The sequence below is a fragment of the Brevundimonas denitrificans genome (assembly GCF_030160755.1).
GTDB classification, from domain to species: domain Bacteria; phylum Pseudomonadota; class Alphaproteobacteria; order Caulobacterales; family Caulobacteraceae; genus Brevundimonas; species Brevundimonas denitrificans.
The window spans coordinates 25,976-35,195 of sequence record NZ_BSOY01000025.1 but is presented as its reverse complement, the minus strand read 5'-3'; the positions used below and the strand labels follow the sequence as shown (position 1 = coordinate 35,195).

Here is a 9,220-nt window from a genome sequence, read left to right as displayed (position 1 = left end):
CGAGCAACGCGCCGAACGGGCCCGTCAGCGGGCCCTGGCCGCCGAACAGCGGGCTGAGGCCCGCGCGGCCGGTACAGCCCGCTCGGCCGTCGGCGCGGCCCGGAGCGTTGACGGGTCGGCTTCCGGCTCGGCGAACGGCAGCGTCAATGGCGGCGCCAACAGTGGCTTGTCGGGCGATCTGGGGGCCGGCGCCGGTGTGGGCGCCTCCGGTTCGGGCCTGAGCTTCTCGGGTTCCGGCGCCGGATCTGGTTCGGCTGCGGCTGATCGTCCCCGTCGCTCGAGCCGCGCCGGCGCCCAAGCTCCCGCGACCCGCAACGGTGCGCCGAGCCGGAGCAATGACAACTCCGACGGCCATGCCGAAACCACGCCCGATCCGCGCTAGATCGGCTCGCAGCCAGATACTGAAAGGCCCCGCCGGATCGGTCCGGCGGGGCCTTTTCACGTCCGCCCTGCGGCCCGGGCGACCATCGTTCCGCCAATGGACTTCCGACCCGTCGCGCGGCATCCTCGACTCCTCGCCCGCGAGGAAGGCCGCCATGTTCAACCTCGGTTATCTGAAACGCCGCCTGAGCCAGTACGCCGCCCTCTGGGTCGGCGGTTTTCTGCTGAGCGGGGCGGCCATATTGATCGGGCTGATGTTCGCCGACCTGATGGTGGCGATCGACCAGGTCCTGCCGATTCTGCTCGGCGCGACGACGCTGGGACTCGGCGTCGGCGTGGTGTTGAGCCTGTTGTCGGGCGAGACCCTGGGCACCAAGCTGGCGTTGCTGCTGCTGGCCCTTTTGCTGGCCCTGCCGCTGCTGTGGGCGCCGGTCTCGGCGGCGGTGGCGATCGCCTTCTTCGCCGACCGCTCGATCGAATATTCCGAAAGCTACGCGGCCTTCCAGATCGGCATTTCGCGGGTGTTGTTCCCGATCAGCCAGGCGCTGGGCGACGGCGACCTGTTCGGCTGGGTCTGGACGGCGTTCCAGTGGGTCTCGACCGTGGTCGGCTTCTTCTCGGCGCTGGCGAAGATCTGGCCGGCGATCCGGCGGATGCTGGGCCCGGAGCCGGTGACCGAGGGCTGACGTCGCGTCAGGCGAGGATGTCGAGCAGACTTGCGTACATCTCGTCGGCGGTTTTCAGGACCGCGACATTGGCCTTTAGCGCCGTCCCGGCCGTCATGCGTTCGACGGTCTCGCCGGCCAGATCGGCGAGCGGATCACGGGCCGTGCGGGCGGCGCTGGCGGCGAACCGTTCCGTGGCGCCGGCGATTCCCGAGGCGGCGATGGCGAAGGCCTGCATGGGGAGACTCCGGACGGGGGAGGCCGACTATCCGGGCGCGGGCCTTTCCCGATCCCTGACAGGGATGGTGAACGACGGCGGCTTGACCGCGGGGCGGGGCGGGGAGAGGCTGACGCCATGACCAGCCAGCCCGCACCCGGCGAACGCTATCAGTCGTTCAGCGCCTTCTATCCCTATTACATCCACGAGCACTCCAACCGGACGTGCCGGCGGATCCATGTGGTGGGGTCGGCGCTGGTGATCGGGGTGCTGGTGCTGGCGATCGTGACGCGCAACGCCTGGTGGCTGCTGGCCATGCCGCTGGTCGGCTACGGCTTCGCCTGGGTGGGTCACTTCTTCTTCGAGAAGAACCGGCCGGCGACCTTCCAGTATCCGCTGTGGAGCCTGATGGGCGACTGGCGGATGTTCTTCGAGACGGTCAGCGGCAAGCGCAAATTCTGAGGGAGTGGCTAGTGGCTAGTGGCTAGTGGCTGGCCGCAAGTCGGGACGTGGCGCGGGTCGCGCCGCCCTTCCGCCGCCAGTGAAGCAGCAATCACTAACCACTAGCCACTGGCCACTCTTCACTGCCGGTTCGCCGGGTCCTGGAAGGCGAACAGGCTGACCGCCAGCACGGCGGCGGCGTCGCGGTCGGGCGAACCCTGCGGCGGAAGATAGAAGGTCGGACGGAAGCCGTTGAGGTCGAGGCCGCCGATCTCGACGCCGTCGCGGGTGAAGACATAGCCCATGACCCGCCCGCCGCCGAACGGCAGGCCGCCGATCCGCTTCGTCTCGGCGCGCAGGGTGATGTCGCCCCACACCAGTTCCCCGGCCCGCTGCGGCTGCTGAATCCGGCCCGAGAGGCTGCCGCGGGACAGGGCCAGGCTGAAGCGCGCATTGGCCGGGGCGGCGCCGGCGTAGACGCAGTCGTAGCTGAGAGGGTCGCGGTCGAAGGTGATGCCGAGGATATGGCTATGACCCTGGCCGCCGCCGCAGTCGCCGGACACCTCGCCGAGCCCCGGCGAGGTCAGCGAGAACTCGGCGCGCGCCATGTCGCGCGACTGCCATGGCAGGCGGGTGCTGGAACTGCGCGAGGTCGCCGAGCCGGTGTATTCGCCGATGGCGAAGCCGGGCCGGAACAGGCTGGGACCGCGACGCCCTTCCAGACCGATCCTCTCGGTGCGTTCGGTCATGGGCGCGGTCTGGGCGGCAGCGGCGCCTGCGCCGACGATCAGGCCGGCCAGGCCCAGGATCAAAGCCTTCCAGCACACGCGCATGGCAGCCTCCCCGATCAGGTCGGGAAATCTAGCCGGTTTTCAGAGAACGGCAATCGCCCGGATGGGGCGGGTCAGCGCGAGCCGGCGTTCGTTCCCGCCGAAGCCATCTGGGTCGCCTGGCTGGGCAGGCTGTCCCACGAGGGCGGGCAGCCGTCGAAGCGGCCGGCGTCGACGAGGGTCAGGCGGCGCTGGTTGAAGCGCATGGCGGGCGACATCGAGCCGCGGCCGTGACCGGTATAGAGGTCGATCTTCTGGCCCTTGATCGCGCCGCCGGTGTCGGAGGCGTACCAGTAGCCGTCGTGGATGGCGCCGTCGGGCATCCGCATGCCGACCGTCTCGGGGATGAACAGGCGGGTGCGACGGGGGATGTAGCGGGGATCGGTGGCGATGGTGCGCATGGCGATCGGCCGGCAACCGAGGCTGTCGTTGCCCGTCGCTCCGCCGCCGCCCGCATGGTAGAGATTGACCCGGGCGGTCCAGTCGGCGCCTTCGGCCATCAGGGCCTGTTGTTCGGGGCTGAGCATGCTCATGCCGCTGTCGGAACCTTCACTCGCCGTGGGGATTGATTCCGCGCCCAGACCGGCGGCGACAGCCGCTTCGTAGGACACAGGATCTTCCATGGCGCCCGCCTGGGCGGGGAAGGCCATCGCCCAGATGAGGGCGAGCGCAGCGGCAGTGCCGAGCATGAATTGACTCACGGAATCACCGGCCCCTGACGCGTCCGGCGCCGGGCTTGTCCGTCTCAAATGTGGCGAAAACCAGTCATTCGCGGCCGGGTGCGACCACCTGTCCGCCTTTGCGGTGGATAAGCGGGGCTTGTGATGGTTAAGCCGAATCTCGTTTGGCCAACGCGGCGAAATCTGTAAGCTGTATTCGCAGATCAGAAACACTTTGCTGAGGCCAGATGCTTACTGTCTATGGCGATATTCGTTCCGGCAACTGTTTGAAGGTCAAGTGGTTGCTGGACCGGCTCGGGCGTGATTATCGCTGGGTCGAAACAGACGTCATGTCCGGCGTGACGCGCAGCGCGGACTTTCTGGCCCGAAATCCCGCCGGCCAGGTGCCTGCGGTGGTGTTTGGGGACGGCCGGGTGCTGGCCCAATCCAATGCGATCATCGGGTATTTCGGCGAGGGGACCGACTTCATTCCCGCCGATGCCTATGACCGGGCCCGGATGTACGAATGGCTGTTCTGGGAACAGTACAGTCACGAACCCTATATCGCCGTGGTCCGGTTCCAGCGGCTGCTGGGCGGTAAAGAAGCGGACGAGATCGAGCCCCGGCTGATGGAGCGCGGCCATGCGGCGCTGGCCCGGATGGAGGCGGCGCTGAACGGCGCGGACTGGCTGGTCGGGGGCGGGCCGACGCTCGCCGATCTGGCCCTGGTCGCCTACACCCGGATGGCGCACGAGGGGGATTTCGACCTGTCGGCCTATCCAGCGGTCCGGGCGTGGATTGCGCGGGTGGAGACGGCGTTCGGGATACGCTAGAGCGGTCCGGTCACCGCGCCGGAGCCCGCCATGAAACGTCTCGCCATCGCCGCCCTCGCCCTCGTCGCCGCCGGCGGGATCGCGATGCAGGCTTCCGCCTGGGGCAATACCGGCCACCGGCTGATCGGCATGGCCGCTGTCCGCGGCCTGCCGGACGAACTGCCCGCCTTCCTGCGCACGCCCGGGGCGGCGGCCGAGGTCGGGGAGCTGTCGCGCGAGCCCGACCGCACCAAGGGCGGCGGCCAGCCGCACGACCGCGAGCGCGACACGGCCCATTTCGTCGACATGATCGAGGACGGCCGGATCATGAACGAGCAGGGGATGTCGATCGACGCCCTGCCGCGGCTGAAATCCGAATATGACGCGGCGCTGGCCACGGCGGGGATCGAGGTCGATGACGCCGGCTATCTGCCCTACGCCATCATGGACGGCTATCAGCAGCTGGTGCGCGACTTCGCCACCTGGCGGGTGCTGAACGCCGCCGAGGCGCGCGAGCGCGATCCCGGCAAACGGGCCTGGTACCGCGAGGACCGTATCCGCCGCGAGGCCCTGATCCTGCGCGACATGGGCCATCTGGGCCATTACGTCGGCGACGGTTCGCAGCCGCACCACACCACGATCCACTACAATGGCTGGAACCGCGACACGCCCAATCCGCAGGGGTTCACGACCTCGCGCCAGACCCACGGCGCCTTCGAAGGGGCCTTCACGGCGCGGGTCGCGCGACTGGACGTGGTCGAGGCGGCGATGGCGCCGCCGGCGCTGGACGGATTCGACCTGCGCCTGCGGGTGCCGGCCTATCTGAAGACCACCCTGGCCGAGGTGACGCCCTTCTATGTGCTCGAGAAGGCCGGGGGCTTTACCGAGAGCGATGCGCGCGGCGGAGCCTTTGTGACGGCGCGGCTGGCCGCGGGAGCGTCCGAGCTGCGCGACCTGTTCGTGCTGGCGTGGCGGGACTCGGCGGACGACGCGATCGGCTGGCCGACGGTCAAGGTCAATGAGGTCGAGGCCGGGACCGCGGATCCGTGGCTGGCCATGTACGGCGAGGACTGATTGGCCGAGCCCGCCGAAGCCCTGATGGCCCTGGCCTCGCGGCTGCGCGCGGCGGGGCGGGCGGACGAGGCGGCGCAGGCCTATCGCCAGCTGCTGGCGATCCGCCCCGACCTGCCCGACAGCTGGTTCAACCTGGCGCTGATGGAGCGCCGGTGCGGGCGGTTCGAGGCCGCGCTCAAGGCCTATGACGAGGCGCTGAAGCGCGGCGTCTCGGGGCCGGAAGAGGCGTGGCTGAACCGCGGCGTGATCCACGCCGACGATCTGGGTCGGCCCGATCTGGCCCTGGCCGATCTGGAGGCGGCTCTGGCCGTCGCGCCCGACTGGCTGCCGGCCCTGCTGAACCTTGGCAATCTGCACGAGGATATGGGGCGGCGCGAGGCGGCGGGGGACGCTTACGCGCGGGCTCTGGTGGTGGCGCCGGGGCACCCGGTGGCGCTGGCCCGGTCGGCGGGGCTGGCGCGGCTGTCCGGGGCGGACGATCCGGTGATCGGCGAACTCAGGGCGGCGGTCGCAGAGCCGGGCCTGCCTGTCGGCGACCGGGCGGAACTGGGCTTTGCGCTCGGCCGGGCGCTGGACCAGGTCGGCGCGTATGACGACGCCTTCGCCGCCTATGCTGCCGCCAACGCCGCCAGCCGGGCGACGGACCCCGAGGGCGCGCGCTACGACCGGGCGGCGCATGAACGGTTCATCGACAGCCTGATCGCGGCGTTTCCCGAACCCGCCGCGCCGGTCGTGGACGCTGGCGACCCGCCGATCTTCATCTGCGGCCTGTTCCGGTCGGGGTCGACCCTGACGGAACAGATCCTGGCGGGGCACAGCCGGGTCACGGGGGGCGGCGAGCTGGGCCTGGTCCCCGGGCTGGCGCGGGCGATCGCGGGCTATCCGCAGGCCATGGCGACGGCGGGCGTGGCCTCCATCGCGCAGTTGAGAGACCTCTATCTGGGCGGGCTGAAGACGGCGCGGCCGGACGCGGACGTGGTCACCGACAAGCGCCCCGACAACTTCCTGCATATCGGCCTGATCAAGGCGATGTTCCCCGACGCCCGAATCGTCCACACGGTCCGCGAGCCGCTGGACGTGATCCTGTCCAACTGGTTTCTGCACCTCGACCGGTCGATGGGGCATGCGCTGGACCTCGAGGACCTGGCGCACTGGCACGGGCAGTATGTCCGGCTGATGCGGCACTGGAAGGCGCTGTATCCCGACATCCTCGATCTCGACTACGACGCCCTGGTGGTCGAGCCGCGCCCTGCCGTGGAGCGGCTCCTGGCCTATTGCGACCTGGACTGGGAGGAGGCGGTGCTGGACTTCCACAGGGCCGCGGCGCCGGTGCGGACCGCCAGCGTCTGGCAGGTGCGCGAGCCGCTGTACCAGCGCTCGTCCGGGCGGTGGCGGAATTATGAGCGGCATCTGGACAGGGTGCGGGCGGCGCTCGGAACAGATAGTCAGGCCTGATGTCCGACCCCACGCCCCCCATCATCATCCTCGACAAGTCCCAGATGGCCGAGAACATCGGCGCGGTGGCGCGGGTGATGGCCAATTTCGGATTGTCGGAGCTGCGGCTGGTGGCGCCGCGCGACGGCTGGCCGCAGGAACGGGCCTGGGCCACGGCCTCGGGCGCGGACTGGGTGCTGGAGGGGATCAAGGTGTTCGACAGCGTGGCCGAGGCGGTCGCCGACCTGAACACCGTCTTCGCCACCACCGCCCGGCCGCGCGAGACGCGCCAGCCGGTGCGCACGCCGCGGGAGGCGGCGCGCGTGCTGTACGACGACCGGGCGTCGGGGCTGGGCGTCGGCCTGTTGTTCGGGGGCGAGCGGGCGGGGCTGGAGACCTCCGACATCGCCCTGTGCCAGGGCATCGTCACCATCCCCATCGACCCGCGTCACCAGAGCCTGAACCTGGCCCAGGCGGTGGCGATCAACGCCTATGAGTGGCGCACCCTGGTGCTGGACGCCCCGCCGCCGAATTTCCGCGAGGGCGAGCCGCCGGCGTCGGGCGCGCTGATGCTGGGCATGTACGAACATCTGGAAAAGGAGCTGGACGCCGCCGGCTTCTTCCATCCGCCCGAGAAATTCCGCTCGATGAGCCAGAACCTGCGGGTGATGCTGGGCCGGGCGGCCTTCACGGCGCAGGAGGCAGCGACCTTCCGGGGGGTGATCACGGCCCTGTCGAAGGGGCGGGGGCGGGTGCTGGCGCGGCTGGCGAAGAAGGCGGCGGGGGAAGAGCCCAGGTGATCCCTTCTACCCTGGGGGAGAAGGAAGTCAGAGATTGTCGCAGAACGCTGGCACGGTCTCCGTCGCCGGCCCGTACAGGCCTTCGTCGAACCGGCGGCGGCCCATGGTCGGCTCCAGATTGATCTCGACCGTCCGGGCTCCGGCGTGGCGCGCCAGTTCGACGAACCCCGCCGCCGGGTACACGGCGCCCGAGGTGCCGATTGCGACAAACAGGTCGCACCGCGCCAGCGCCGCCTCGATGCGGTCCATCTGCAGCGGCATCTCCCCGAACCAGACGATATGCGGACGCAGCCGACCCTGCGGATGGTGCGGCGAAGGCTCGTGCACGGCCAGATCGCCGGTCCAGTCGCAGATGCGGCCGGTTGCGGCGCAATGGGCCTTGAGCAGCTCGCCGTGCATGTGGATCAGCTCGAAGCCGGCGGCCGGCGGGTTCGCCGCATGGGCGCGGTCGTGCAGGTCGTCGACATTCTGGGTGACCAGCAGGAAGTCGCCCTCCCAGCGCGCGGCGAGTTCGGCGAGGGCGTGGTGGGCGGCGTTGGGATGCACGGTCGCCAGCTGGCGGCGGCGGCGGTTGTAGAAGTCCTGCACCAGCGCCGGGTCGCGGGCGAAGGCCTCGGGCGTGGCCACGTCCTCGATGCGGTGGCCCATCCACAGGCCGTCGTCGGCGCGGAAGGTGGGGACGCCGGACTCGGCCGAGACGCCGGCGCCGGTGAGGATGACGAGGTTTCTGTGCGCCATGCGGTTCCATAGCATCGGCGGTCTGTCCTAGAAGAACCGCAACGCACAGGAGCCCCGCCCATGAAAACCCGCGCCGCCGTCGCCTTCGAGGCCAAACGTCCGCTGGAGATCGTCGAGGTCGATCTGGAGGGGCCGCGCGCCGGGGAGGTGCTGGTCGAGATCAAGGCGACCGGCATCTGTCACACCGACGCCTATACGCTGGACGGGCTGGACTCGGAGGGGATCTTCCCGTCGATCCTGGGCCATGAGGGCGCCGGGGTGGTGGTCGAGGTCGGGCCGGGGGTGACCTCGGTGGCGGCCGGCGACCATGTGATCCCGCTGTACACGCCCGAGTGCCGGCAATGTAAAAGCTGCCTCAGCCGCAAGACCAACCTGTGCACCGCCATCCGGGCGACCCAGGGCAAGGGCGTCATGCCAGACGGCACCTCGCGGTTCAGCTACAAGGGGCAGGCGATCGCCCACTATATGGGCTGTTCGACCTTCTCGAATTTCACCGTCCTGCCCGAGATCGCCCTGGCGAAGATCCGCAAGGACGCGCCGTTCGCCAGCGCCTGCTACGTCGGCTGCGGCGTGACCACGGGGGTGGGCGCGGTGGTCAATACGGCGAAGGTGGAGCCGGGCGCCAACTGCGTCGTCTTCGGCCTCGGCGGCATCGGGCTGAACGTCATCCAGGGGCTGAAGATGGTCGGGGCCGACATGATCGTCGGCGTGGACATCAACGACACCAAGGAAGAATGGGGCCGCCGTTTCGGCATGACCCATTTCGTCAATCCGAAGAACGTGTCGGACGTGGTGGCGCATCTGGTCGAGATGACGGGCGGCGGGGCCGACTACACCTTCGACTGCACCGGCAACACCACGGTTATGCGTCAGGCGCTGGAGGCCTGCCATCGCGGCTGGGGCGAGAGCATCATCATCGGCGTGGCTGAGTCCGGCAAGGAGATCGCCACCCGGCCGTTCCAGCTGGTCACCGGCCGGGTGTGGCGCGGCTCGGCCTTCGGAGGCGCGCGCGGGCGGACCGACACGCCCAAGATCGTCGACTGGTACATGGACGGCAAGATCGAGATCGACCCGATGATCACCCACACCCTGCCGCTGGAGCGGATCAACGAGGCCTTCGACCTGATGCATGCGGGGGAGAGCATCCGCAGCGTGGTGGTGTTCTAGGA

At 69.6% G+C, this 9,220-nt stretch carries 11 protein-coding genes and 1 pseudogene; 8 read left to right on the top strand and 4 right to left on the bottom strand.

The features are described 5' to 3' along the window. Both QQJ79_RS07340 and QQJ79_RS07335 read left to right on the top strand, forming a co-directional pair. Window positions 1–382: pseudogene (locus tag QQJ79_RS07340) on the top strand (hypothetical protein); the annotation flags it as partial. Window positions 383–536: 154 nt separating this feature from the next. Next, on the top strand, window positions 537–1,067 hold the full coding sequence (locus tag QQJ79_RS07335; RefSeq protein ID WP_284222275.1) for a hypothetical protein: 531 nt from the start codon (window positions 537–539) through the stop codon (window positions 1,065–1,067). Window positions 1,068–1,074: 7 nt separating this feature from the next. Here QQJ79_RS07335 and QQJ79_RS07330 read toward each other — a convergent pair whose 3' ends face one another. Beyond that, window positions 1,075–1,284 (bottom strand): flagellar hook protein FlgE, encoded by a 210-nt coding sequence (locus QQJ79_RS07330; protein ID WP_284222274.1) that lies wholly within the window; start codon window positions 1,282–1,284, stop codon window positions 1,075–1,077. A 117-nt stretch (window positions 1,285–1,401) separates the two neighbouring features. Here QQJ79_RS07330 and QQJ79_RS07325 point away from each other — a divergent pair, with 117 nt between their 5' ends. Continuing rightward, window positions 1,402–1,725: an Mpo1-like protein gene (locus tag QQJ79_RS07325; protein ID WP_284222273.1), complete on the top strand. Its 324-nt coding sequence runs from the start codon at window positions 1,402–1,404 to the stop codon at window positions 1,723–1,725. 119 nt (window positions 1,726–1,844) lie between these two features. On the opposite strand, the gene QQJ79_RS07320 is transcribed toward QQJ79_RS07325, so the two are convergent. Continuing rightward, a complete protein-coding gene (locus tag QQJ79_RS07320) occupies window positions 1,845–2,537 on the bottom strand; it encodes a hypothetical protein (RefSeq protein WP_284222272.1) in 693 nt (230 codons plus the stop codon). Between the two features lie 71 nt (window positions 2,538–2,608). Then, window positions 2,609–3,223 carry a 3D domain-containing protein gene (locus QQJ79_RS07315; RefSeq protein ID WP_284222271.1) on the bottom strand — a complete coding sequence of 205 codons (615 nt, stop codon included), beginning with the start codon at window positions 3,221–3,223 and terminating at the stop codon, window positions 2,609–2,611. Window positions 3,224–3,441: 218 nt separating this feature from the next. Here QQJ79_RS07315 and QQJ79_RS07310 point away from each other — a divergent pair, with 218 nt between their 5' ends. The 4 genes from QQJ79_RS07310 to QQJ79_RS07295 are packed head-to-tail and all read left to right on the top strand — an operon-like array spanning window position 3,442 to window position 7,313. Next, the gene (locus QQJ79_RS07310; RefSeq protein ID WP_284222270.1) at window positions 3,442–4,026 is read left to right on the top strand and encodes a glutathione S-transferase family protein; all 585 of its coding nucleotides are present in this window, start codon (window positions 3,442–3,444) and stop codon (window positions 4,024–4,026) included. A gap of 30 nt (window positions 4,027–4,056) precedes the next feature. Further along, complete coding sequence (locus QQJ79_RS07305) at window positions 4,057–5,079, top strand: phospholipase C/P1 nuclease family protein (protein ID WP_284222269.1); 1,023 nt, start codon at window positions 4,057–4,059, stop codon at window positions 5,077–5,079. Further along, entirely contained in the window at window positions 5,080–6,534 is a 1,455-nt protein-coding gene (locus QQJ79_RS07300) for a tetratricopeptide repeat-containing sulfotransferase family protein (protein ID WP_284222268.1), read from the top strand. It begins immediately after the preceding gene. Further along, window positions 6,534–7,313 carry an RNA methyltransferase gene (locus tag QQJ79_RS07295; protein ID WP_284222267.1) on the top strand — a complete coding sequence of 260 codons (780 nt, stop codon included), beginning with the start codon at window positions 6,534–6,536 and terminating at the stop codon, window positions 7,311–7,313. Before QQJ79_RS07300 ends, QQJ79_RS07295 begins: the two co-directional genes overlap by 1 nt. Before the next feature lie 27 nt (window positions 7,314–7,340). Here QQJ79_RS07295 and QQJ79_RS07290 read toward each other — a convergent pair whose 3' ends face one another. Beyond that, window positions 7,341–8,051, bottom strand: a complete 711-nt coding sequence (locus QQJ79_RS07290) for an NAD-dependent deacylase (RefSeq protein ID WP_284222266.1) — start codon at window positions 8,049–8,051, stop codon at window positions 7,341–7,343. A gap of 60 nt (window positions 8,052–8,111) precedes the next feature. Here QQJ79_RS07290 and QQJ79_RS07285 point away from each other — a divergent pair, with 60 nt between their 5' ends. After that, entirely contained in the window at window positions 8,112–9,218 is a 1,107-nt protein-coding gene (locus tag QQJ79_RS07285) for an S-(hydroxymethyl)glutathione dehydrogenase/class III alcohol dehydrogenase (RefSeq protein WP_284222265.1), read from the top strand. The last annotated feature ends 2 nt before the right edge of the window (window positions 9,219–9,220 follow it).